Genomic DNA, 22,435 nt, shown 5'->3' on the forward strand with positions numbered 1-22,435 from the left:
GTCAGTGCACTTCCTTCAGTTCGCGGTAGGCGGCCACGAGGGCGGCGGTGGAGGAGTCGAGACCGGGGACGTCGGCGCCTTCGGTGAGGGCGGGTTCGACGCGCTTGGCGAGGACCTTGCCGAGCTCGACGCCCCACTGGTCGAAGGAGTCGATGTTCCAGATCGCGCCCTGGACGAAGACCTTGTGCTCGTAGAGGGCGATGAGCTGCCCGAGCACGGACGGTGTGAGTTCCTTCGCCAGGATCGTCGTCGTGGGGTGGTTGCCCTTGAACGTGCGGTGCGGGACCTGCTCCTCGGCCACGCCCTCCGCGCGGACCTCCTCGGCGGTCTTGCCGAAGGCGAGCGCCTGGCCCTGGGCGAGCAGGTTGGCCATCAGCAGGTCGTGCTGCGCCTTGAGTCCGTCGCTCAGCTCGTCGACCGGGCGGACGAAGCCGATCAGGTCGGCGGGGATGAGCTTGGTGCCCTGGTGGATCAACTGGTAGTAGGCGTGCTGCCCGTTGGTGCCGGGCGTGCCCCACACCACCGGGCCGGTCTGCCAGTCGACGGGGTTGCCGTCGCGGTCCACGGACTTGCCGTTGGACTCCATGTCCAACTGCTGGAGGTACGCCGTGAACTTGGACAGGTAGTGGCTGTAGGGCAGCACCGCGTGCGACTGGGCGTCGAAGAAGTTGCCGTACCAGACGCCCAACAGGCCCAGCAGCAGCGGCGCGTTGGCCTCGGCGGGCGCGTTCAGGAAGTGCTCGTCGACGATGCGGAAGCCGTCCAGCATCTCCAGGAAACGGTCCGGGCCGATGGCGATCATCAGGGACAGGCCGATGGCGGAGTCGAAGGAGTAGCGGCCGCCGACCCAGTCCCAGAACGCGAACATGTTGTCCGGGTCGATACCGAAGTCGGTGACCTTCTCGGCGTTCGTCGACAGGGCGACGAAGTGCCTCGCGACGGCCTTGTCCTCGCCGAGCCCGTTCGGGCCGTGCAACAGCCAGGAGCGGGCCGAGGTGGCGTTGGTGATCGTCTCGATGGTGGTGAAGGTCTTGGACGCGACGATGAACAGGGTCTCCGCGGGGTCCAGGTCGCGCAGTGCCTCGTGCAGGTCGGCGCCGTCCACGTTCGACACGAACCGGAAGGTCAGCGAGCGGTCGGTGTACGCCCGCAGGGCCTCGTAGGCCATCGCGGGACCGAGGTCGGAGCCGCCGATGCCGATGTTGACGACGTTCCTGATCCGCCTGCCGGTGTGCCCGGTCCACTCGCCGGAGCGGACCCGGTCGGCGAAGGAGGTCATCTGGTCGAGCACGGCGTGCACCTCGGGCACGACGTTCTCGCCGTCGACCTCGATCACCGCGTTCGCGGGGGCGCGCAGCGCGGTGTGCAGTACGGCACGGTCCTCGGTGATGTTGATCCGCTCGCCGCGGAACATCGCGTCGCGCTGCCCGAACACGTCGGTGGCGGTGGCGAGTTCCTGGAGCAGGGCGAGGGATTCGTCGGTGACCAGGTGCTTGGAGTAGTCGATGCGCAGGTCGCCGACGCGCACGACGTACCGCGCCGCGCGCCCGGGATCGGACGCGAACAGCTCCCGCAGGTGCGGATGCCACTCGGCGCGGTGGTCCTCCAGGGCGGTCCACTCCGGTCGCCGGGTGGGCCTGGGGGAGTCGGAAGGGGACTCAGACATGGGTGGGGATCTCCTTGGTGCCCTCGCCCCGCAGGGCGACGGCGTACATCTCGTCCGCGTCGAGGCGGCGAAGCTCCTCGGCGATGAGTTCGGAGGTGGTGCGGACCTTCAGTGCGAGGGTGCGGGAGGGCTGGCCGGGCAGGGACAGCGTGGCCAGAGGGCCCTCGGGGCGGTCGATGACGATCTCGCCGTTCGCGGTGCCCAGCCGTACGGCCGTGACGACCGGTCCGGCGGTGACGACACGGTCGACCGTGACGTCGAGGCGGGCCTCCAGCCAGCGGGCCAGCAGTTCGGCGGCCGGGTTCTCCTCCTCGGCCTCGACGGCCGCGGAGGTCACCTTGACCCGGGCCTGGTCCAGGGCCGCGGCCAGCATCGAACGCCACGGTGTCAGCCGGGTCCAGGCGAGGTCGGTGTCGCCGGGGGCGTAGGAGCGGACCCGGGCCTTGAGCACGTCGAGCGGGTTCTCCACGGCGTACAGGTCGGTGATGCGGCGCTGGGCGAGCGCGCCCAGCGGGTCCTTGGCGGGGTTGTCGGGCGCGTCCACCGGCCACCACACCACCACCGGCGCGTCCGGCAGCAGCAACGGCAGGACCACGGAGTCGGCGTGGTCGGAGACCTCGCCGTAGGTCCTGAGGATGACCGTCTCGCCGGTGCCCGCGTCGGCGCCCACCCGCACCTCGGCGTCGAGGTGGGAGTTGGTGCGGTCGCGCGGGGTGCGGGCGTGCCGCTTGATGACGACCAGGGTGCGCGAGGGGTGCTCGTGCGAGGCCTCCTCGGCCGCCTTGATCGCGTCGTAGGCGTTCTCCTCGTCCGTGACGATGACCATCGTCAGGACCATGCCCACGGCGGGGGTGCCGATGGCGCGGCGGCCCTGCACCAGCGCCTTGTTGATCTTGCTTGCCGTGGTGTCGGTCAGGTCGATCTTCATGGCCTGCGCCAGCTCCGTCCGTCTCGTGCGAGCATCTCGTCGGCTTCCTCGGGTCCCCAGCTGCCCGCCGCGTACTGCGCCGGCCTGCCGTGGTTCGCCCAGTGCCCCTCGATCGGGTCGAGGATCTTCCAGGACTCTTCCACTTCCTGGTGGCGGGGGAACAGGTTGGCGTCGCCGAGGAGGACATCCAGGATGAGGCGCTCGTACGCCTCCGGGCTCGACTCCGTGAACGACTCGCCGTACGCGAAGTCCATCGTCACGTCCCGGATCTCCATCGAGGTGCCCGGCACCTTCGACCCGAAGCGGACCGTCATGCCCTCGTCGGGCTGGACGCGGATGACGATCGCGTTCTGGTTGAGCTCCTCGGTGGCGGTCGAGTCGAAGGGGGAGTGCGGGGCCCGCTGGAAGACCACCGCGATCTCGGTGACCCGGCGGCCCAGGCGCTTGCCGGTGCGCAGATAGAAGGGGACGCCCGCCCAACGGCGGTTGTCCACGTTCAGCTTGACGGCGGCATAGGTGTCGGTCGTGGAGGACGGGTCGATGCCGTCCTCGTCGAGGTAGCCGCGCACCTGCTCGCCGCCCTGCCAGGCCGCCGCGTACTGCCCGCGCACGGCGTGGGCACCGATGTCCTCCGGCAGCTTCACGGCCTTGAGGACCTTCAGCTTCTCCATGAGCAGCGACTCGGCGTCGAAGGCGGCCGGCTCCTCCATGGCGGTCAGCGCCATCAGCTGCAGGAGGTGGTTCTGGATGACGTCGCGGGCGGCGCCGATGCCGTCGTAGTAGCCGGCCCGGCCGCCGATGCCGATGTCCTCGGCCATGGTGATCTGCACGTGGTCGACGTACGAGCGGTTCCAGATCGGCTCGTACATCTGGTTGGCGAAGCGCAGCGCCAGGATGTTCTGGACGGTCTCCTTGCCGAGGTAGTGGTCGATGCGGAAGACCTGGTCCGGCTCGAACACGTCGTGCACGAGCGCGTTCAGCTCGCGCGCGCTGGCGAGGTCACGGCCGAACGGCTTCTCGATGACCGCGCGCCGCCACGAGCCCTCCGGGGGGTCGGCGAGGCCGTGCTTCTTGAGCTGCCGGACCACCTTCGGGAAGAACTTCGGCGGTACCGAGAGGTAGAAGGCGTAGTTGCCGCTCGTCCCGCGCGAGGCGTCCAACTCGTCGACGGCGGAGCGCAGTTGCTTGAAAGCCGTGTCGTCGTCGAAGTCGCCCGGGATGAACCGCATGCCCTCGGCGAGCTGCTGCCAGACCTCCTCCCGGAACGGCGTGCGGGAGTGCTCGCGCACCGCGTCGTGCACGACCTGCGCGAAGTCCTGGTCCTCCCAGTCCCGGCGGGCGAACCCGACGAGGGAGAAGCCTGGCGGCAGCAGACCGCGGTTGGCGAGGTCGTAGACGGCCGGCATCAGCTTCTTGCGGGACAGGTCGCCGGTGACACCGAAGATGACGAGACCGGACGGACCGGCGATCCTGGGGAGGCGGCGGTCCTGGGGGTGGCGCAGCGGGTTGGACCAGTCGGCGGCCGGCAGCACGGGGACGACCACCTCCGGTCCGCCCTCCTCCGCCCGGGGTTCCTCGGCCGTGGTGGTGGGAAGCTTCTTGCTCATTCCTCGTCGACCCCCTTGTTGTTCAGGGACTTCGTCACGGCGTCCAGCAGGTCCTGCCAGGCCGCCTCGAACTTGGCGACGCCCTCGTCCTCCAACTGCCGCACGACCTCGTCGTAGGAGATGCCGAGCCTCTCCACGGCGGCCAGGTCGGCACGGGCCTGCGGGTAGCCGCCGGTGACGGTGTCGCCGGTGACGCGGCCGTGGTCGGCGGTGGCGTTCAGCGTGGCCTCGGGCATCGTGTTGACCGTGCCGGGCGCGACCAGGTCGTCGACGTACAGCGTGTCCTTGTACGCGGGGTCCTTCACACCGGTGGACGCCCACAGCGGGCGCTGCTTGTTGGCTCCGGCGCCGCCGAGGGCGGTCCAGCGCTCGCCGGCGAAGAGGCTCTCGTACGCCTCGTAGGCGAGCCGCGCGTTGGCGAGCGCCGCCCTCCCCTTCAGGGCCAGGGCCTCGTCGGTGCCGAGGGCCGTCAGCCGCTTGTCGATCTCGGAGTCGACGCGGGAGACGAAGAAGGAGGCCACGGAGTGGATCTCGGCCAGGTCCAGGCCCTCGGCCCGCGCCTTCTCCAGGCCGGCGAGGTAGGCGTCCATGACCTCGCGGTAGCGCTCGAGGGAGAAGATCAGCGTGACGTTGACGCTGATGCCGAGGCCGATGACCTCGGTGATCGCCGGGAGGCCGGCCTTCGTCGCCGGGATCTTGATCATCACGTTGGGGCGGTCGACCAGCCAGGACAGCTGCTTGGCCTCGGCGACGGTCGCCTCGGTGTCATGGGCGAGGCGGGGGTCGACCTCGATGGAGACCCGCCCGTCGCGACCGCCGGTGGCGGTGTACACGGGGTGCAGAACGTCGGCGGCCGCCCGCACATCGGCGGTCGTCATCATGCGGACGGCCTCGTCGACCGTGACGCCCCGCACGGCGAGGTCCGTGAGCTGCTCCTCGTACCCCGCTCCGGAGCCGATGGCGGCCTGGAAGATGGACGGGTTGGTGGTGACGCCCACCACGTGCCTCGTCTCGACGAGTTCTGCGAGGTTGCCGGACTCGATCCGCCTGCGCGACAGGTCGTCCAGCCAGATGGAGACGCCCTCGTCGGACAGGCGCTTGAGTGCTCCCGCGCTCGCGGTAGCTTCGGTCACAGTGATCATCTTCTTTCTGGCGGTCGGATCAGCCACGCGCGGCAGCAGGGCCTGTAGCTGTATTGAGCACAGCCCTCGCGGTGGCGACGACGTTCTCGGCGGTGAAGCCGTACTCGGCGAACAGGGTTCCGGCGTCGGCGGAGGCGCCGAAGTGTTCGAGGGAGACGATGCGTCCTGCGTCACCTACGAACCGGTACCACGTCAGGCCGATCCCGGCCTCGATTGCGACGCGCGCTCGCACGGACGGCGGAAGGACGCGCTCGCGGTACTCCCGCGGCTGCTCCTCGAACCACTCCACGGACGGCATGGACACCACCCGGGTGCCGACCCCCTCGGCCTCCAGCCGCTCCCGCGCGGCGACGGCGAGCTGCACCTCGGAGCCGGTGGCGACGAGGACGACGTCCGGTGTCCGCGTCGAGGCCTCCCGCAGCACGTAACCGCCCTTGGCCGCATCGGGGTTGGGGGCGTACGTCGGCACGCCCTGGCGGGTCAGCGCGAGGCCGTGCGGCGCCGGGTTGTCGGCGTGCCGCCTGAGGATCTCACCCCAGACGATCGCGGTCTCGTTGGCGTCGGCGGGACGGACCACGTTCAGGCCCGGGATGGCGCGCAGCGAGGCCAGGTGTTCGATCGGCTGGTGGGTGGGGCCGTCCTCGCCCAGGCCGATGGAGTCGTGTGTCCACACGTACGTCACCGGCAGCTGCATCAGGGCGGACAGGCGTACGGCGTTGCGCATGTAGTCGGAGAACACCAGGAAGGTGCCGCCGTAGATGCGGGTGTTGCCGTGCAGGGCGATGCCGTTCATCTCCGCGGCCATGGAGTGCTCGCGGATGCCGAAGTGGATCGTGCGGCCGTACGGGTCGGCCTCGGGCAGCGGGTTGCCCTTCGGCAGGAAGGACGACGTCTTGTCGATGGTGGTGTTGTTGGAGCCGGCCAGGTCGGCCGAGCCGCCCCACAGCTCCGGGATCACCGCGCCGAGGGACTGGAGCACCTTGCCGGAGGCGGCCCGGGTGGCGACGGACTTGCCCTCCTCGAACACCGGCAGGGCGTCCTCCCAGCCGTCGGGGAGCTGACCGGCGACGACCCGGTCGAACAGCTTCGCGCGCTCGGGCTGGGCGCCGCGCCACCTGTCGATCCGCTTGTCCCAGGCCGCGTGCGCCTCTGCGCCGCGGTCGAGGGCGCGCCGGGTGTGGGCGAGGACCTCGTCGGTGACCTCGAAGGTCCGCTCCGGGTCGAAGCCGAGAATCCGCTTGGTGGCGGCGATCTCGTCCTCGCCGAGCGCGGATCCGTGCGCGGCCTCGGTGTTCCGGGCGTTCGGGGCGGGCCAGGCGATGACGGTGCGCATCGCGACGATCGAGGGGCGGGCGGTCTCGGCCCGCGCGGCCGTGAGGGCGGCGTGCAGCGCGTGGACGTCGATGTCGCCGTCCGCGGCGGGCTCGATCCGCTGCACGTGCCAGCCGTAGGCCTCGTAGCGCCCCAGCACGTCCTCGGAGAACGCGGTCGCGGTGTCGCCCTCGATGGAGATGTGGTTGTCGTCGTAGAGGAAGACGAGGTTGCCGAGCTTCTGGTGGCCGGCCAGGGAGGACGCCTCGGCGGAGATGCCCTCCTCCAGGTCGCCGTCGGAGACGATCGCCCAGATGGTGTGGTCGAAGGGTGACTCGCCCTCGGGGGTCTCCGGGTCGAACAGACCGCGCTCGTAGCGGGCGGCCATCGCCATGCCGACGGCGTTGGCGACGCCCTGACCGAGCGGTCCGGTGGTCGTCTCGACCCCTGCCGTGTGCCCGTACTCGGGGTGACCGGGTGTCTTCGAACCGTGGGTCCGGAAGGCCTTCAGGTCGTCGAGCTCCAGCTCGTACCCGGCGAGGAAGAGCTGGGTGTAGAGGGTGAGCGAGGTGTGGCCCGGGGAGAGGACGAACCGGTCGCGGCCCGTCCACTCCGGATCAGCGGGATCGTGCCGCATCACCTTCTGAAAGATCGTGTACGCCGCCGGAGCCAGGCTCATCGCGGTGCCCGGGTGCCCGTTCCCGACCCGCTGCACGGCATCGGCCGCGAGCAGGCGGGCGGTGTCGACGGCACGCCGGTCGAGTTCGGTCCATTCGAAGCGGTCCGGTGTCTGCGTGCTCATCTTCAAGAAGTCCTCGATCGGAGCGGGAAATCTGGTCTGTCGTGTTCAAACTTAAAAGTCTGACTTTTACGGGGGAAGGTGGCCGTGTGTCAGCCTGTGGTGAAAGTGGGACACGGACGGCGCGAGCGGGGCGGCACGAGAAGGACATGGCGGACAGAACCATCCAAGGCGGAGACGGTGACAGCGGCACGGACGGGATCAGAACGTTCCCCTTCCCCAGCGAACTGAGTGTCAGCGGCGTCGGCATGCAGGTCGGCCCGATGGGCACCGGCCGCACCTGGCACGCGGAGGCCCCGCTGGAACGCGTGCACCGCATCGACTTCCACGTCGTCATGCTGTTCAGCGACGGCCCCGTACGCCACATGATCGACTTCGCCGAGTACGAGGCGACGGCCGGCGACCTGCTGTGGATCCGCCCGGGGCAGGTCCACCGCTTCTCGCGGAGCAGCGAGTACCGCGGAACCGTCCTCACCATGCAACCCGGCTTCCTGCCGCGCGCCACGGTCGAGGCCACCGGCCTGTACCGCTACGACCTTCCGCCCCTGCTGCACCCCGACGAGCCCCGGCTCACCGCGTTGCGGGCCGCCCTCGCCCAACTGCAGCGCGAGTACGAGGACGCCACCACCCTGCCGGTCAGCCTGCACACCGCGGTGCTGCGCCACACCCTGACCGCGTTCCTCCTGCGGCTGGCCCATCTGGCGGCGAGCTCGACGGAGGCGGCCCGACGCCAGGGTGACACCACGTTCAGCCTGTTCCGGGAGGCCGTCGAGAAGGACTTCGCCACCATCCACAGCGTCAGCGCCTACGCCGACGCGCTCGGTTACTCCCGCCGCACCCTCGTCCGCGCGGTCCGCGCCGCCACCGGTCAGACCCCCAAGGGATTCATCGACAGACGCGTGGTCCTGGAGGCGAAGCGCCTCCTCGCCCACACGGACCTGCCCATCGGCCGGGTCGGGGCGGCGGTGGGCTTCCCGGACGCGGCGAACTTCTCGAAGTTCTTCCAGCAGCACACGGATGTGACGCCGGCGGGATTCCGGGCGGAACTGCGCTGACTGCACCGCCGGCCACGGTGGCGACACCGTCGTCGGCACACGCGTGAGGGGCCCCGCACGAGCGGAACCCCTCACCGGGAAGCGGTCAGCGGCCGAAGTTGAACCAGTTCACGTTCACGAAGTCCGACGCCTGACCGCTCGTGAAGGTCAGATAGACGTCGTGGGTGCCGGTCACCGAGGCCATGTTCGCCGGGACCGTCCGCCAGGACTGCCAGCCGCCGGTGTTGGCCAGGGAGAAGCTGCCGACGGGGGCGTTGGTACGGCTGTCCAGGCGCACCTCGACCAGGCCGCTGACGCCGCCCGCCGCACCGCTCGCCACCCGCGCCACGAACTGGGTGGCCGCGGTGGAGCCGAAGTTGACGCCCCGGAACAGGGCCCAGTCGCCGTTGGCTATGGAGCCGATGTTCTGGCCGCCGCCGGTGTCGGAGGTGGTCTCGGCAGTGGTGCCGGACTGGCCGTCGTAGGACTCGGCCTGGATGGCGGCGTAGGCGTCACGGTTGCCGGTCGGCGGGGGAGTGGTGCCACTCCCGGTGGCCGACAGCACCTGGACGTAGTCGACGACCATGGGGACGCCGGAGCGGGTGTCGCCGTCGAGGCCGCCGCCGAAGGCGTCGGGGAAGGCGCCGCCCATCGCCACGTTGAGGATGATGAAGAAGCCGTGGTTGGTCGCGTTGGCCCAGGTGGTCGCGTCGACCTGGCTCGCGTTGACGGTGTGGAAGTTGACGCCGTCGACGAGGAAGCGGATCGCCTCGGGGCTCACCGAGCGGTCCCACTCCATCGTGTAGGTGTGGAAGCCGGACTGGCAGGTCGTGTTGGGGCACGCGGTGGAGTTGCCGATGCCCGTGGTCTCGTTGCAGGGGCCGCCCGGGTTGGTGCCGCAGTGCATCGTGGCCCACACGGTGTTGCGGCCCTGGACGTTCTCCATGATGTCCAGCTCGCCGACGCTCGGCCAGTTCTGGTAGTTGCCCCGGTAGGGCGCGCCCAGCATCCAGAAGGCCGGCCAGTAGCCCTCGGCGGCGGTGCCCGTGACGTTCGGCATCTGGACGCGGGCCTCGACGCGCAGCTTGCCGCCCGACGGGGGCTGGAAGTCGGTGCGGTTGGTCTCGATGCGGCCGGAGGTCCACCTGCCGGCCGCGTCCCGCAGCGGCGTGATGCGCAGGTTGCCGTTGCCGTCGAGCGAGACGTTGTTGGTGCTGTTCGTCATCGTCTCGACCTCGCCGGTGCCCCAGTTGGCGGGGCCGCCGGGATAGGAGGTCCCGGTCGCGTACTGCCAGTTGGAGGTGTTGACGCCGGTGCCCGCGGCGCCGGTGAAGTCGTCGAGGAAGACCTGCGACCAGCCCGCCGGGGGCGTGGGCGCGGAGGCGTTGGCGGGCGGGGTGGCGGCCGTGGCGGCGACGGCCGCGAGACCCAGGGTGCTCAGGACGGCGACGAACGCCCGCCGCAGCGGGCGCCGTCTGGTGGGTATGCCGGAGGTTCCACTCATGGGTGCTGCCTCTCGGTACGGAGTGGGGGTGCGCGGGTGACCTCGATGGCCCTCAGATGCACCTGAGAGCGCTCTCAAAGTGCGCCCAATGTGCTCTCGGCCACTCCGGTCGTCAAGAGGTGAAACAGTGAAAGTCCTTGCGTCCCAGGTGAGTTAACCCGATGAAGACGCCAAGTGGCCCCGACGGAGTCCCCCCGCCTCCGCTACGACGTCCCGAGCGCGCTGCCCGCCTGCCACCGTCCCCTCCGAGGTCCCGCCGAGCCGCCGCCCCCGGTGAGGACGGCCGCGGCCGGGACCGCGCGGCGAGCACGCCAGTCCCGCGGCGAGCAGGCCCAGTCCTGCGGCGAGCACGCCAGTCCCGCTCCGTGCGCGTCAGTCCATCCCGCTCTGTGCGCGCCCGGCAGCCCGCGTCGGGCGCGCCCGGCAGCCGCGCCCGGGGTCACCCTCCGACTTCTCCTCGGGCCGGTTCGACGAGTGCGGGACGCCCACGGCACGCCTTCCTCGGGTATCCGTCTTCGCGCGTGCGTCGTGCGCCTCGTACCCGGCGCGATCCTTGAAAGCCCGGGCCGCTCGCTGAGACTCCGGTGAGGAGACAGGGACGGCGGAACACCCGTCGCCGCGCCCCCCGCGGCCCGCGTCGCTGAGAGCCGGTGCCCGGTCAGGCGTAACGTCGAAACCGTGGACCTCGACGCTGACGGTCTGGTGTCCCGCGTCGCGCAAGAGCTCGGCTCGCGCGCGGGCGATCTGATCGCGGACGTGGAGCGGTGCCTGCGGCGCGAGGTCCCCGACCTGTGGGACGACCCGGAGATCGGGCGGCTGGTGTCCGCCAACGTCGCCGAGCACATCGTCGCAGGGCTGACCGGCCTCGCGCACGGGATCGACCCGGACCGGATCGAACCGCCGCCCGCCGACCTCGCACGCGCGCGTCGGCTGGCACGGCACGGCACGCCCGTCAGCGCGATGCTGCGGGCCTTCAGGCTCGCGCAGGGCGTGGTCCTCGACCGGCTCCTCGAAGAACTGCCCCGGCTCACCGGCGACGCCGAACTGATCAGCGCGGCGGTGCGCAAGGTGATCGTGGCGATGACGGCGTACGTGGACCACATCTCCGAGCAGGGGGTCTTCGCGTACCAGGAGGAGCGGGATCGGCGCCTGCGGTGGCGGCTGTCGATGGTGAACGAGGCGAGCATGCGCATCGGGACCACCCTCGACATCGGCCGCACCGCCCGGGAACTGGCGGACGTGGCCACCGAGCACTTCGCCGACGTCGTCACCGTGGACCTGCTCGACTCCGTGCTCCAAGGGCACGACGCCCCGGTGGCTGGCCCTCTCGTGCTGCGGCGGATCGCCCGTCGCACGGTGGGGGAGAAGGACCCGGCCGAGGCGATCGCTCCACAGCAGCCGCACACCTTCCCGGACGGCTCGCCGGCGGCTCGTGCCCTGGCCGACGGAAGGCCCTCGCGGCAGCACACCGCCGTGGCTCCGAACCGTACGAAGGCTGCCGCCGACGCCGGATTCCGGGCCTGTACGGCGGGCTTGGACGAGGCGCGTGACCTCCCGGGCCCCGCGGCGGACTCCCGCGGATCCCGTGATGTCCCCGACCCCGTGGCCACCCCTCCCGGCCCCCACGCTGGCTCCGACCCCCACCCCGGCTCCGGCCGGCTCGGCGGAGCCGACCCGATCCACTCGACGCTGGTGGTGCCGCTGCGGGCCCGTGACACCGCACTGGGGGTCGCGCAGTTCCACCGCGACCGCACCCCCGAGCTCTTCGACGACGACGATCTGCTGCTCGCCCAGGAGATCGCGGCCAGGGCGGCCGTCGCCGTCGACAACGCCCGCCGCTACACCCACGCCCGGGCCACCGCGCTCGCCCTGCAGCGCAGTCTGCTGCCCAGTCGTACGCCGGCGCAGTCGGCCGTGGAGGTGGCCTACCGCTACCTCCCGGCCGGCGACCGGGTCGGCGTCGGCGGCGCCTGGTACGACGTGATTCCGCTGTCCGGAGCCCGGGTCGCCCTGGTGGTGGGGGACGTGGTCGGACACGGCATCCACGCCGCCGCGACCATGGGGCGGCTGCGGACCGCGGTACGCACACTGGCCGACATCGATCTGCCGCCCGACGAGCTCCTCACGCACCTGAACGACGTCGTCATCCGCCTGTCCACCGAAGCCGCGACCGACGCGTCGGCCGACGAGCCCGCGACGGTGGCCGACGCGCCCGCCGCCCCGGCCGACGCGCCCGCCGCCCCGGCCGACGCGCCCGCCGCCCCGGCCGACGCGCCCGCCGCCCCGGCCGACGCGCCCGCCGCCCCGGCCGACGCGCCCGCCGCCCCGGCCGACGCGCCCGCCGCCCCGGCCGACGCGCCCGCCGCCCCGGACGGCGAGGCTGCTGCGGTCCGTGAAGCGGTCGGGGACGTGGGCGCCACCTGCCTGTACGCCGTCCACGATCCCGTGTCCAGCCGCTGCACCCTGGCCCGCGCGGGACATGTGCTGCCCGCCGTGGTCACCCCGGACGGAGCGGCCGACATCCTCCGACTGCCCGCGGGACCGCCGCTGGGGCTCGGCGGTCTGCCGTTCGAGGCGGCTGAGGTCGACCTGCCGGAAGGCAGCCTCATCGCCCTGTACACCGACGGACTGATCGAGGCCGACGGCCGTGACGGCGACGTCGGCCTCGCCCGGCTGCGCCAGGCCCTGGCCCGGCCCGCGGCCTCCCTGGAGGACGCCTGCGAGGCGGTGCTCGCCGACCTTCTGCCGGACCGCCCGGACGACGACGTCGCCCTGCTGCTGGCCCGCACCCACGCCCTCGGGGCCCGTCAGGTCGTCACCTGGGACCTGGCCGCCGACCCCGCCGCCGTCTCCCAGGCCCGGTCGAACGTCTCCGAGCAGCTGAGCCGCTGGGGGCTGGAGGAGCTCGGCTTCACCGCCGAGCTGGTGGTCAGCGAGCTGGTCACCAACGCCATCCGCTACGGCCGGCCCCCCATCCGGCTGCGTCTGATCCACGACGGCAAGCTCCTGTGCGAGGTCTCCGACGACGGCAGCACCACCCCGCATCTGCGCCGGGCCCGTGCCTTCGACGAGGGCGGCCGCGGCCTGCTCCTGGTCGCCCAGCTCGCCGGGCACTGGGGCACCCGCCACGCCCGGCACGGCAAGACGGTCTGGGCGGAGCTGGACGACTCGGCCAGGGCCCAGGCATGGGCCTCCGTGTAGCGATCCCGGGGAAACCGCCGTGTCAGAATGGCGACGCCGTCACCCCGTCACTTCGCGTACCCGCCCGAACCGCATCAGATCGCATCAGACCCGACCGAGGTTGTCACCGTGAGCAAGCCCGTGGCCCCTGAGCCCTTGCGACGCAACGCGCGGTCCAACCGGGCGCGCATCCTGGCGACGGCCCGGCAGGAGCTGGGGCGGAACCCCGACACCACCCTGGAGGAGCTGGCGCGCGCCTCCGGTGTCGTACGGCGGACCCTCTTCGGGCACTTCCCCGGACGGGCCGCGCTGCTGGAGGCCCTCGCCGAGGAGGCCGCCGAGAGCCTGCGGGGCGCGGTCGAGGGCAGCGCGCCGTCGGACGAGCCGGCCGAGCGGGCGCTCGCGCGCTTCCTCTTGTCGATGTGGCCCGTGGGTGACCGTTACCGGATGCTCCTGGCCCTGGCCCGGCACGATCTGGGCGCCGAGCGTGTGGTGGAGATCCTGACGCCGGCCCGCGAGGAGGTCACCGCCATCCTCGACCGGGGCCAGCGGGACGGCGTCTTCCACTCCCATCTGCCGCCCGCCGTGCTGAGCGCGGGTCTGGAGGCGATGACCGTCGCCCTCCTGGAAGAGGTCAACACCGGGGCGCTGAAGGACGACGGCACCCTGGTCGCGGTCGCCACCCTCATCGCCGCCGGAGTGCCTGAGGAGCGGGCGCGTGCCGTCGTCGACGAGGTGGCGCCGACCGGGGCGGCGGAGCCCGCCGCCGACGCCTGATCCGTCGTACGGCGAGGTCCTTGCCGGCCGGCTGACGGCGTTCCCGCGCTCCGGTACGTCGAGGCGTTCCGCGGCGCGTCGTCCCGCACCGCCCCGCGTCGCACCGCCCGGACGCGTCCCCCGTGCTGACCTGACCGGGGCGGTCGCCCTGCGCGATCTCGCCTCGGCCGCGTGACGCGCTGGACCGTCGTCGACGTGCGCACCAGCCCCCCCTCTGGCAGCACGGCGTCGACACCGGTGCCGACCCGACCGACTACGCGGCCCTGCACCGCTGGTCGGTCACCGACCTCGAGGTTTCTGGGCAGCGGTGCGGGAGTACTTCGGCATCGAGGCGGCGACGCCGTACCAGCGGGTGCCGGAGGAGGAGCGGATGCCCGGCACCCGCTGTGCTCACACCGGCCGGTTCTGCTGTTCGACGTACTGCCGGACCACGCTGAGCGGGGCGCCGCCGGCGGTTCCGGAGAAGCAGGAGCCGGACCACGGTTTGTTGGCCCGCCAGTAGTGGCGTACCAGATCGGGGAAATCCTGGCGCAGGCGGCGGGAGGAGACGCCCTTGAGGGATCACGCGTCGACGGCGACCCACCTCGACGTGACGCCGGAACATCATCGAGTAGTCGGCGGTCCTGGAGGCGGCCGGGTCGGCGCCGCTCACGGCACGCGGGGGACCCGCGGCGTGACTGCCGGCGGTGGGTGGTCCGCGGTCGCGCCGCGCGCGACTACGACCGGCCGACCTCCGGCTGCCAGCCCAGCGCCCGTGAGATCCCCCGTGCCGCCAGCCGGACCGCCGGGATCAGGGTCGGGACCTGCGCGCCCTCCTGGGGGACGACGATCGAGACGGCCGCCATCAGGGCGCCGTCCGGGCCGCGCACGGGGGCGGCGACGGAGAGGGCGTCAGCGGTGACCTGGCGGTCGCTCACCGCGACGCCCGAGCGGCGCACCTCGGCCAGCACGCGGCGCAGCCGGCTCGGGTCGGTGATCGTGTACGGGGTGTAGGAGGCGAGCGGACGGGCGCAGTACTCCTCCTGGAGGGCCGGGTCGCCGTACGCCAGCAGGGCGAGCCCGACGCCGGTGACGTGCAGCGGCCAGCGGGCGCCTACGCGGATGTGGACGCCGACCGCCGAGCGCCCCGAGATCCACTCGATGTAGACGACCTCGGACCCGTCGCGCACCGCCAGCTGCACGTTCTCGTGCGTGGCCTCGTACAGATCCTCCAGGTACGGCAGCGCGACCTGCCGGAGCGCGAGAGCGCGGGGGGCGAGCGCGGCGACCTCCCACAGGCGCAGCCCCACGTGGTAGGTGCCGGACTCGTCGCGCTCCAGCGCGCCCCACGACGTCAGGGCGCCGACCAGCCGGTGGGCCGTGGTCAGACTCAGCCCGGCCCGTCGGCTGATGTCCGTCAGACTCAGCGCCGGGTGTTCGTGGTCGAACGCGGCGAGGACGGACAGCAGCCGGTCGGGCGCGGAGCGGTTGGTCATGGCCGGGTCAGTCCGTCCTCCGCGATCCGCAGCAGCAGCGTGTGCAGCGTCTCGCGCTCGGCCGGGTCGAGCGGGCCCACGAGTTCGTTCGTCACCCGCAGGCCGGCCTCGTCCGTGTCCCGCAGGAAGGTGCGGCCCGCGGCGGTGAGCACCACGATCCGGCTGCGCCGGTCGTCGGGGGACGGCCGGCGTTCGGCGAAGCCGAGTTTCTGCAGGTCGTCCACCAGGCCGACGATCGCGCTCGGGTCGTATCCGAGCCGCGAGCTCAGCTCACGCTGGAGCGCGCCCTCCGAGGTGGCGAGGAAGCGCAGCACCGCGTAGTGGCGCAGCCGCAGCCCCGACTCCTGCAGGAACGAGTTGAAGAGCTGTCCGGAACGCAGGCCGAGGCGGTACAGCAGGTAGCCCATGTCCGCGTGCAGCCCGCGCATCCACGGCTCGTCCGCGTCGATCGGGTTCGGGTTCGTGGCGTGCTGGCGTGTGATGGCGGGCTCCCTGTTCTTCGATCCCCGGGGGTCGGTGCGTGTGGATGATTCCAGCATGACGCACCCGTAGGTGACGAACAACTATTGACGTCAACAATTATTGCTCTTAGCTTCGATCTCGGAGCCGCACCGCTGCGGCCGCATCACCCGTGTCAGCTTGTGAAGGGACCAGCCCGTGCCCAGCATCGATCTCACCGGCAAGGCCGCCGTCGTCACCGGCAGCGGCCGGGGCCTCGGCCTCGCCTACGCGCACGCCCTGGCCGCCCACGGCGCCTCCGTGGTCGTCAACGACGTCGACGAGGCCGTGGCCGAGCAGGCCGTGAAGTCCATCACCGCGGCGGGCGGCACCGCTGTCGCCGAGGTGGTCCCGGTCGGGACGACCCAGGCCGCCGAGCAGCTGGTCGGCCGGGCCGTCGAGGAGTTCGGACGGCTCGACGTCCTGGTCACCAACGCGGGAATCCTGCGCGACAGGGTCCTGTGGAAGATGACCGACGAGGACTTCGACGCGGTGATCACCACCCACCTCAAGGGCACCTTCACCTGCGCCCGTGCCGCCGCCGTGCGGATGCGCGAGCAGGGCGAGGGCGGCACCCTGATCCTGGTCGGGTCCCCGGCCGGACAGCGCGGCAACTTCGGCCAGACGAACTACGCCGCCGCCAAGGCCGGCATCGCCGCGATGGCCCGCACCTGGTCGATGGAACTGGGCCGGGCCGGCATCACCGTGAACGCGATCGTGCCGATCGCCGCCACCGCGATGACCGAGACCATCCCCGCCTTCGCCCCGTACGTCGAGGCCATGAAGAACGGCGAGCCGCTGCCGGACTTCCTGCGCAAGGGCGAGGGCTTCGGCACGCCGGAGGACTGCGCGGCCCTCGTGCCCTTCCTGGCCTCCGAGGCCGCCCGGTCCATCACGGGCCAGGCGATCGGCATCGGCGGCGACAAGGTGGCACTCTGGTCGCATCCGCAGGAGATCAGCGCGGCCTACGCCGACGGCGGCTGGAGCCCCGAGACCCTGGCCGACGCCTTCCCCACGTCGGTCGGTGCCGAGCTCCAGACGGTCGGCATCCCGGCGCCCAAGTTCCCGGAGGCGTGATGGACATCGAGCACCTGGTCGCGATCGACGTCCACACCCACGCGGAGGTCTCCTCCAAGGGCCACTCCTCCCTCGACGACGACCTGCACGACGCCTCCTCCGCCTATTTCAAGGTCGAGGGCAAGCGCAAGCCCACCCTGGAGGAGACGGCCGCCTACTACCGGGAGCGGAGGATGGCCGCCGTGATCTTCACGGTGGACGCCGAGTCCGCGACCGGCACGGCCCCCGTCCCCAACGAGGAGGTCGCCGAGGCGGCCGCCGCCAACGCGGACGTCCTGATCCCCTTCGCCTCCATCGACCCCTTCCGGGGGAAGGCGGGTGTGAAGCAGGCCCGCCGCCTGGTGGAGGAGTACGGGGTGAAGGGCTTCAAGTTCCACCCCAGCATCCAGGGCTTCTTCCCCAACGACCGCTCGGTGGCGTACGACCTCTACGAGGTGATCGAGGAGACCGGCACGATCGCCCTCTTCCACACCGGCCAGACCGGAATCGGCGCCGGGGTGCCCGGCGGGGGCGGGATCAGGCTCAAGTACTCCAACCCGCTGCACGTGGACGACGTGGCCGCCGACTTCCCGCATCTGAAGATCATCCTGGCGCACCCGTCCTTCCCCTGGCAGGACGAGGCCCTGGCCGTCGCCACGCACAAGCCGGGCGTGCACATCGACCTGTCCGGCTGGTCGCCGAAGTACTTCCCGCCGCAGCTGGTGCAGTACGCCAACACGCTGCTCAAGGACAAGGTCCTCTTCGGCTCCGACTTCCCCGTCCTCACGCCCGACCGCTGGCTCGCCGACTTCGAGAAGCTGCCGATCAAGGACGAGGTCAAGCCGAAGATCCTCAAGGAGAACGCCGCCCGCCTGCTCGGGCTGACCACACCGTAAGGGGCGTGACATGCGCAACGAGGGACTGGGGTCGTGGCCCGCACGCCGGGCCCGCAAGACCCCGCACCGCACCGCCCTGATCCACGGCGACACGGTGACGGACTACCGCAGCCTGTACGCCCGCACGACCCGCCTCGCCCACGCCCTGCGCGCCCGGGGTGTCCGGCGCGGCGACCGGGTCGCCTATCTCGGCCCCAACCACCCCTCCTATCTGGAGACCCTGTTCGCGGCGGGCACCCTCGGTGCGGTCTTCGTCCCTCTCAACACCCGCCTCGCCGGCCCGGAGATCGCCTACCAGCTGGCCGACTCCGGCGCGCGGGCGCTCGTCTACGGCCCCGCCTTCCAGGGCCTGGTCGCCGGGCTGCCGGGCACCACGGACGTGCGGGCGTACGTCGAGGTCGGCGCCGAGTACGAGGAGGCGCTCGCCGCCGCCGAGGACGAGCCGATCGACGAGCCGGTCACCCCGGACGACACCTGCATCATCATGTACACCTCGGGCACGACCGGCCGCCCCAAGGGCGCGATGCTCACCCACGGCAACCTGACCTGGAACGCGATCAACGTCCTGGTCGACACCGACCTGATCGCCGACGAACGCGCCCTGGTGTCCGCCCCGTTGTTCCACACGGCCGGCCTGAACATGCTCACCCTGCCGGTTCTCCTCAAGGGCGGCACCTGTGTCCTGGTCGAGGCCTTCGACCCTCAGGCCACCTTCGACCTGGTCGAACGGCACCGCATCACCTTCATGTTCGGGGTGCCGACGATGTTCGAGCAGGTGGCCCGGCACCCGCGCTGGCCGGACGCCGACCTGTCGTCCCTGCGGATCCTCACCTGTGGCGGCTCCCCGGTGTCGACACCGCTGATCGCGGCGTACCAGGAGCGGGGCCTGACCTTCCTCCAGGGCTACGGCATGACGGAGGCGGCCCCAGGGACGCTCTTCCTGGACGCCGAACACGCGGTGAGCAAGGGAGGTTCGGCCGGGGTGCCGCACTTCTTCAGCGACGTGCGGGTGGTGCGGCCGGACCTGGTGCCGGTCGACACCGACGAGACCGGCGAGGTCGTGGTCCGCGGGCCGCACGTCATGCCCGGCTACTGGGGTCTGCCGGAGGAGACGGCCGCCTCCTTCGCGGACGGCTGGTTCCGCAGCGGGGACGCCGCCCGCGTCGACGAGGACGGCTACGTCTTCATCGTCGACCGCATCAAGGACATGATCATCTCCGGTGGCGAGAACATCTACCCCGCCGAGATCGAGGACCTGCTGCTCGCCCACCCGGACATCGTCGAGTGCGCGGTCATCGGCGTGCCCGACGACAAGTGGGGCGAGGTGCCGCGCGCGGTCGTCGTGCCCCGCGCGGGCACCTCGCCCGACCCCGACGAGGTACTGGCCTCGCTGGCCGGCCGGCTCGCCAAGTACAAGATCCCGAAGTCGGTCGTCATCGCCGACGAACTCCCGCGCACCGCCTCCGGGAAGCTCCTCAAGTCCCGGGTGCGCAAGCGCTTCGGCACCAACTCCTGACGCTCAACCCCTACTTAAGGAAAACCACATGGGCATCACCGCCAACGGGCTCGACGAACTGAAGAAGCTCGCCGGCAGCGACCTCGGCACCAGCGAGTGGATCGAGGTGACGCAGGAGCGCATCGACACCTTCGCCGACGCGACCGGCGACCACCAGTGGATCCACGTCGACCCCGAGAAGGCCGCGGCCGGCCCCTTCGGCGCCCCCATCGCGCACGGCTACCTCACCCTCTCCCTCTTCATCCCGCTGTTCACCGAACTGCTGGACGTCCAGGGCGTCACCACGAAGGTCAACTACGGCCTGAACAAGGTGCGGTTCCCCTCCCCGGTCAAGGTGGGGTCGCGCATCCGGCTGGTGGGCAGGCTGGCCGAGGTCGAGGACGTGCCCGGCGGGGTGCAGATCGCCGTCGACGGGACGATCGAGATCGAGGGCGGTGCGAAGCCGGCCGCGGTCCTGCAGAGCCTGTCGCGGTTCTACGCGTAGCCCTTCCGCCGCCCGTGGCGGGTGTTCTGGGCGGGATCCCGTCGACTACTCCTGGCGGTACGCGTACACGGCCGTCGACACCGCACAGACCCCCGGCGGGATCATCTCCACCCGCAGGGTGGCGTTGTTCGCGTCGTAGTCGACGCCCTCCGACTCGAACGTGCCGGTGCACACGCTGCGCTGCGGCAGCGCGAACAGGCTCTTCACCGAGCCGGTGACCGGCTGCCCGTCCAGCTTGTGGGGCAGGTCGACCTGGAGGAGCGGCCGGATCTCGGGGAACAGGGCGCCGGTGGCGTCGTTCGAGGCGCACAGCAGCCGGGTGTCGCTGACGAAGTCGCAGCCCTGGACGTCACGGACCTTCTTGTCCAGGGTGATCTGCCAGGCCTCCGGCAGGTCGCCTCCCGCCGGGGGAGTGGCCGGGTTGAGCAGGGGGGCGGGGAAGACCTGGAGTCTGGACTGCTCGCCCCACTCGCCCGACACCAGCCACTGCCCGTCGGGCGAGACGGTGGCGAAGGAGTTGTTCAGCTTCTCGCCCGGGTTGAGCCGGTGGACGTACTCGAGGCGCCTGCCGGCCGGAGTGGTCACGGCGAACATCTTCGAGGTGGCCGTGTCCGGTCCCTGGTAGGCGTCGAAGACGTGGCCGCGCGCGATGTCCGGGTCACCGATGTGGTTCCAGCCCTTGACGCGCAGAGCCAGCGGTATGGAGGCCAGTCCGCGGTACAGCAGGGAGCCGTCCGCGCGGCTGGCCAGTCCCTGGCCGCCGCCGAGCGTGTCGGTGTAGGCCGTGCCGGTCTGCGCCCAGTGGGGGTCACCGGCCGCGGAGGCGGTGCCCGCGCCGAGCGCGAAGGCACCCAATAACGCTGTCACAGCTGTGAGATGACGCTTCATCAGGCACCTGCCACGTCGACGAAGATGGGGTTGGAATAGAACCACGTATCGGCCCACGGGTCACCGTCTCCGGGCGCGTGGGGAATCGGCCCGTGCGGGTCGACGGACGCGCCCAGGTAGCCCGTGCCGTTGCGCCTGCCGTCGCTGCCGCGCAGCCGGACGTAGCAGGACTCGTCCCCGGCGGTCAGCGGGACACGAAGGGTGTACGTCCCCTTGCGGCCGGCCACGTCCCGCGTCCTGACGACCTTGGTGTCGGGCGCCTTCCAGTCGTCCCGGTCCGTCACCGGGCCGCGCACCGCGCCCCGGATCACGTCGACGTGCGCCAACTCCGGCAGGACTCCCCGCGGGTTGGGGCGGGAGGCGGTGGTCACGGTGATGTCCAGGATGAGCTTCTCGCCCTTGCGGACCCGCAGCCGGCCGCCGAGCGTGACGCCCCGGCCGTGGTCGTGGGCGCGCTTCAGCCGCACCTCCAGCCCGTCCAGCAGATGCCCGTGGTCGAGCCAGACCCGGCCCGCGCGCAGGCCCGCCATCACCGAGCGGTAGCCGTAGCGGGTGACGCCGACGTGGGTGCGGCTGAACTGGCCGGGCCAGAAGTCGCTGCCGGGCTGCGGGCTGTCGGTGTTCACCGGGTCGGGCAGCCTGCCGGTGTTGTCGAAGTTCCGCCCGTCCGGCCAGTCGCCGTTCTTCCAGGTGTCGAAGACGACGCGGTGCGCGTCGGAGTTGGTGGTGACGGAGAACAGCCTGCCCTCGGCGAGCAGCGCGTCCCACAGCCCGCCCACGGTCGCGGTCGCCCAGTCGAAACCGCCGTACGTCACGTAGGCGTCCGTCGGATAGCCGGACCATGACTGCGCCGACGGCTTGTTCTCGTACTCGCCGCGGATCGAGGTGGTGCCCCGCCAGCCGGGGATGGCCGCGCCCTGGGCGCCCGGCGCGCCCTCCATGCCGATCATGATCTCGGGGGCCGCGTCCCGCCAGTCGCGCATCTCGTGCGGGGAGTCGATGCCCAGCCGCATCGGGTGGTTGGCGAGGACCAGTACGTCGTCGACGTAGCCGGTGCGGCGCTGCTCGGCCAGCCACCGGAGGGCCTTGACGGCGTGGGCCTCGTTGCGGGCGGTGTCGGCGTCGGCGGCACCACCCTTGTCGTAGCCGAGGAGCTTGCCGTCGTAGGCGCTCTCGAAGCGGGTGAGCAGGTCCACCTCGTGCGGGCCGGGCGGAGAGAAGACCGTGCAGTGCTCGGCGGCCGGGATGTACCACTCCAGGCCCTGGAAGATCAGCTGGCGGGGGTTGTCGGCGCGCGCCCTGAGGATCTCCTGGTGCTCCAGACGGGCGCCGTACTCGGCGTGTCCGAAGTTGGAGTGCTCGGTGAACACCATCCAGTCGAGGCCGTACCGCGCTCCGGCGGCGGCGAGCTGGGAGAACGTGTACTTGGCGTCGTGACTGTAGACGCTGTGGACGTGGTGGTCGCCGACGAGGTAGGCCAGGTGCGGGTCGTCGCCCCCGAGGCCCCGCCCGGACGCGGCCGCCGCGGGCACGGCCGTCGAGCCGAGGGCGAACGCGGCGCCGAACAGGCCCGCGCCGCGCAGGAGTCCGCGCCGGGAGACCCCCTGCGTGTCGAGGTCCGCGGCGGAGACGGACGGGTCGGCCCATACGGGCAACTGCTGCTCAGACATGGCG

General features: G+C 71.6%; 17 protein-coding genes and 2 pseudogenes. 8 read left to right on the forward strand and 11 right to left on the reverse strand.

Going from position 1 to position 22,435, the window contains the following annotated elements:
* Position 1: 1 nt before the first annotated feature.
* The 5 genes from pgi to tkt form a co-directional block, all read right to left on the reverse strand.
* Complete coding sequence (gene pgi, locus AQJ84_RS03440; RefSeq protein ID WP_053190237.1) at positions 2-1,666, reverse strand: glucose-6-phosphate isomerase; 1,665 nt, start codon at positions 1,664-1,666, stop codon at positions 2-4.
* A complete protein-coding gene (gene opcA / locus AQJ84_RS03445; RefSeq protein WP_053190236.1) occupies positions 1,659-2,594 on the reverse strand; it encodes a glucose-6-phosphate dehydrogenase assembly protein OpcA in 936 nt (311 codons plus the stop codon). Before opcA ends, pgi begins: the two co-directional genes overlap by 8 nt.
* Positions 2,591-4,126 (reverse strand): glucose-6-phosphate dehydrogenase, encoded by a 1,536-nt coding sequence (zwf, locus tag AQJ84_RS03450; protein WP_059198799.1) that lies wholly within the window; start codon positions 4,124-4,126, stop codon positions 2,591-2,593. Before zwf ends, opcA begins: the two co-directional genes overlap by 4 nt.
* A 71-nt stretch (positions 4,127-4,197) precedes the next feature.
* Positions 4,198-5,343 (reverse strand): transaldolase, encoded by a 1,146-nt coding sequence (gene tal, locus AQJ84_RS03455; RefSeq protein ID WP_030045946.1) that lies wholly within the window; start codon positions 5,341-5,343, stop codon positions 4,198-4,200.
* A gap of 19 nt (positions 5,344-5,362) precedes the next feature.
* Positions 5,363-7,456 (reverse strand): transketolase, encoded by a 2,094-nt coding sequence (tkt, locus tag AQJ84_RS03460; RefSeq protein ID WP_059198794.1) that lies wholly within the window; start codon positions 7,454-7,456, stop codon positions 5,363-5,365.
* Between the two features lie 146 nt (positions 7,457-7,602).
* Here tkt and AQJ84_RS03465 point away from each other — a divergent pair, with 146 nt between their 5' ends.
* Entirely contained in the window at positions 7,603-8,508 is a 906-nt protein-coding gene (locus tag AQJ84_RS03465) for a helix-turn-helix domain-containing protein (protein WP_030045842.1), read from the forward strand.
* Positions 8,509-8,593: 85 nt separating this feature from the next.
* Here AQJ84_RS03465 and AQJ84_RS03470 read toward each other — a convergent pair whose 3' ends face one another.
* Positions 8,594-9,991, reverse strand: a complete 1,398-nt coding sequence (locus AQJ84_RS03470; protein ID WP_030045841.1) for a glycoside hydrolase family 16 protein — start codon at positions 9,989-9,991, stop codon at positions 8,594-8,596.
* A 678-nt stretch (positions 9,992-10,669) separates the two neighbouring features.
* Here AQJ84_RS03470 and AQJ84_RS43865 point away from each other — a divergent pair.
* The 3 genes and pseudogenes from AQJ84_RS43865 to AQJ84_RS45040 all read left to right on the forward strand — a co-directional run.
* Positions 10,670-13,192 carry an ATP-binding SpoIIE family protein phosphatase gene (locus AQJ84_RS43865; RefSeq protein ID WP_225889057.1) on the forward strand — a complete coding sequence of 841 codons (2,523 nt, stop codon included), beginning with the start codon at positions 10,670-10,672 and terminating at the stop codon, positions 13,190-13,192.
* Between the two features lie 108 nt (positions 13,193-13,300).
* On the forward strand, positions 13,301-13,948 hold the full coding sequence (locus tag AQJ84_RS03480; RefSeq protein WP_030042094.1) for a TetR/AcrR family transcriptional regulator: 648 nt from the start codon (positions 13,301-13,303) through the stop codon (positions 13,946-13,948).
* A gap of 236 nt (positions 13,949-14,184) precedes the next feature.
* Positions 14,185-14,333: pseudogene (locus tag AQJ84_RS45040) on the forward strand (acetyl-coenzyme A synthetase N-terminal domain-containing protein); the annotation flags it as partial.
* A 5-nt stretch (positions 14,334-14,338) separates the two neighbouring features.
* On the opposite strand, the pseudogene AQJ84_RS40485 reads toward AQJ84_RS45040, so the two are convergent.
* The 3 genes and pseudogenes from AQJ84_RS40485 to AQJ84_RS03495 all read right to left on the reverse strand — a co-directional run.
* Positions 14,339-14,509, reverse strand: a pseudogene (locus tag AQJ84_RS40485) (transposase); the annotation flags it as partial.
* 155 nt (positions 14,510-14,664) lie between these two features.
* A complete protein-coding gene (locus AQJ84_RS03490; protein ID WP_030042092.1) occupies positions 14,665-15,423 on the reverse strand; it encodes an IclR family transcriptional regulator in 759 nt (252 codons plus the stop codon).
* Positions 15,420-15,851 (reverse strand): MarR family winged helix-turn-helix transcriptional regulator, encoded by a 432-nt coding sequence (locus tag AQJ84_RS03495; protein ID WP_053193399.1) that lies wholly within the window; start codon positions 15,849-15,851, stop codon positions 15,420-15,422. Before AQJ84_RS03495 ends, AQJ84_RS03490 begins: the two co-directional genes overlap by 4 nt.
* Before the next feature lie 229 nt (positions 15,852-16,080).
* On the opposite strand from AQJ84_RS03495, the gene AQJ84_RS03500 reads away from it, so the two are divergent.
* Genes AQJ84_RS03500 through AQJ84_RS03515 form a run of 4 tightly spaced genes read left to right on the forward strand, consistent with a single transcriptional unit; the run spans position 16,081 to position 19,873 of the window.
* Positions 16,081-16,998: an SDR family NAD(P)-dependent oxidoreductase gene (locus AQJ84_RS03500; protein WP_030042090.1), complete on the forward strand. Its 918-nt coding sequence runs from the start codon at positions 16,081-16,083 to the stop codon at positions 16,996-16,998.
* Positions 16,998-17,873, forward strand: a complete 876-nt coding sequence (locus AQJ84_RS03505; RefSeq protein ID WP_030042089.1) for an amidohydrolase family protein — start codon at positions 16,998-17,000, stop codon at positions 17,871-17,873. Before AQJ84_RS03500 ends, AQJ84_RS03505 begins: the two co-directional genes overlap by 1 nt.
* A 10-nt stretch (positions 17,874-17,883) precedes the next feature.
* Entirely contained in the window at positions 17,884-19,389 is a 1,506-nt protein-coding gene (locus AQJ84_RS03510; RefSeq protein ID WP_030042088.1) for an acyl-CoA synthetase, read from the forward strand.
* A 28-nt stretch (positions 19,390-19,417) separates the two neighbouring features.
* Positions 19,418-19,873, forward strand: a complete 456-nt coding sequence (locus AQJ84_RS03515) for a MaoC family dehydratase (RefSeq protein WP_030042087.1) — start codon at positions 19,418-19,420, stop codon at positions 19,871-19,873.
* A gap of 45 nt (positions 19,874-19,918) precedes the next feature.
* Here the strand turns inward: AQJ84_RS03515 and AQJ84_RS03520 are convergent, their stop codons facing one another.
* Both AQJ84_RS03520 and AQJ84_RS03525 read right to left on the reverse strand, forming a co-directional pair.
* Complete coding sequence (locus tag AQJ84_RS03520) at positions 19,919-20,761, reverse strand: hypothetical protein (protein ID WP_030042086.1); 843 nt, start codon at positions 20,759-20,761, stop codon at positions 19,919-19,921.
* Positions 20,761-22,431 (reverse strand): PHP domain-containing protein, encoded by a 1,671-nt coding sequence (locus tag AQJ84_RS03525; protein ID WP_053193224.1) that lies wholly within the window; start codon positions 22,429-22,431, stop codon positions 20,761-20,763. Before AQJ84_RS03525 ends, AQJ84_RS03520 begins: the two co-directional genes overlap by 1 nt.
* Positions 22,432-22,435: the final 4 nt, after the last annotated feature.

Source organism: Streptomyces resistomycificus (assembly GCF_001514265.1).
Classification (GTDB): Bacteria; Actinomycetota; Actinomycetes; order Streptomycetales; family Streptomycetaceae; genus Streptomyces; species Streptomyces resistomycificus.